Source organism: Prosthecobacter sp., assembly GCF_020439865.1.
Lineage (GTDB): Bacteria > Verrucomicrobiota > Verrucomicrobiia > Verrucomicrobiales > Verrucomicrobiaceae > Prosthecobacter.
Window position 1 is genome coordinate 1 of the sequence record NZ_JAGRPF010000148.1, and the last position, 1,873, is coordinate 1,873.

Sequence of the window (1,873 nt, forward strand, 5' to 3'; positions counted from 1 at the left end):
AGGGCCGTCACAATGCGATCGGTTATGTGGCGTGGCATTTCACCGTGGATGATCATTCCACCTATCAAAGTCTGCCGACGAACGAGCGCGGCGAACATGCGGACTATGACGGCCCCGGAAATCGCAGCTCCATTGGCATCGAAATGTGTGAAAACCGCGGAAATGACCGCAGCCAGACCATCGAACGCACAGCACGCCTCGTCGCTTGGCTGATGCGGGAGCACGGGATCCCGCTTTCGCATGTGGTGCCGCACATGCACTGGCGCATGATCCGCCACGACGACCACCGCGATCTCGGTCACAAGAAGTGCCCGCATTTCCTCCTCGACCAAGGGCGACTGGGACCGAAGTGGCAGGCTTTTCTGAGCAAGGTGGAAGGCTACCGCAGGCAACTCGGCCCGTGAACGCGAGACAGGACGGGGGCTTGTCTTCTCCGCAGCAAAGCTTGCCCATTCGTCCGATCTCTGAAACATTGCAGGAATATTTTCCCTGCATTCGACTGTGAATCCTGATCCGGCCAACCCATCCACGCCCTCTGACAAGGACAACCCTGCGACGGATTCCCCGCCCGGCTCTTCCGATACGGGAGCCTTCACGCTTGGGCCGGAGGACGCCACCATCGCCATTCCCAATCTGAAAAAGACATCGCCGCCGCCTGAGGCGAGCACGCCCACAGGCATGGTCACGCTTGGCCCCGAAGATGTCACCATCGCCATTCCCACCAAAGGGTCGTCGCTGCCGGCGGCCACCATGGGCGGCTCAGCCGGTCCGGGTGTGCCCACGAGTGCGATGACGCTCGGCCCCGAGGACGCCACCATCGCCATTCCCACCGGCAAACAACACGGCACTCTGCCCGGTGCGGCGACCATTCACAGCCATGGAGGACTGCCCGCAGCCACGGCGAGTTCCATGACCAGCATGGGCACCACGAAGCCCAGATCCCACATGGAATCGCTGACCGGCAACGATGGCTGGATCGGTGACCGCTACCGTCTGCTCGACAAGCTCGGCGAAGGCGGCTTCGGCCTCGTCTATCGTGCGGAGCAGGTGAAACCGCTGCACCGCCTTGTCGCCATCAAGCTGCTCAAGGCCGGTGTCACCTCCTCCGACATCCTCGGACGCTTCGCCATCGAGAAGCAGACGCTCGCCATCATGGAGCACCCGAACATCGCCAAGGTGCTCGACGCCGGCGAGACGGACATGGGCGCGCCGTTCTTCGCGATGGAGCTCGTCAAAGGCCGCTCCATCACCTCCTACTGCAAGCAGAACGACTACGACATGCGGCAGCGCATGGCCCTTTTCATTCCCGTCTGTCAGGCCGTGCATCACGCCCACCAGAAGGGAATCATCCACCGCGACTTGAAGCCCGGCAACGTTCTGGTCACGGACGAGGACGGCAAGGCAGTGCCGAAGGTCATTGACTTTGGCATTGCGAAAGTTCTGGAAGGGGAAGGCTCCGGGCACACGATCGCCACCGGTGTGGATCAGCTCGTCGGCACGCCCGGCTACATCAGCCCTGAACAGATCGAGCACGGCAGCGCCCACATGGACACGCGCTCGGACGTTTACGCCCTTGGCGCCATCCTCTTTGAACTCGTCTGCGGAAAGCCGCTGGTGACGCCTTCGGACATCGCGCAAAAGCCCATTCACATCCTGCTGCGGGAGATCGCTGAAAAGGATGCGCCGAAGCCCTCCACCATCGAGCCCCTGATCAAGGGTGACATCGACTGGATCGCGCTCAAGGCTCTGGAACGTGATCCCAACCGCCGCTACTCCAGCGCCGACGAACTGGCCAACGACCTTAAGCGCTTTCTCAACTACGAACCCATCGTGGCCCGTCCGCCCAGCCGCGGCTACCTCGTCTCACGCTTCG

At 62.2% G+C, this 1,873-nt stretch carries 2 protein-coding genes; both read left to right on the forward strand.

Annotation, left to right across the window (positions count from 1 at the left end):
- On the forward strand, positions 1-404 hold a 404-nt coding region (locus tag KDL09_RS18310; protein WP_294388389.1), incomplete at its 5' end, for an N-acetylmuramoyl-L-alanine amidase.
- Between the two features lie 97 nt (positions 405-501).
- Positions 502-1,873 (forward strand): protein kinase (locus tag KDL09_RS18315; RefSeq protein WP_294388392.1); only part of this gene is annotated, 1,372 nt, incomplete at its 3' end.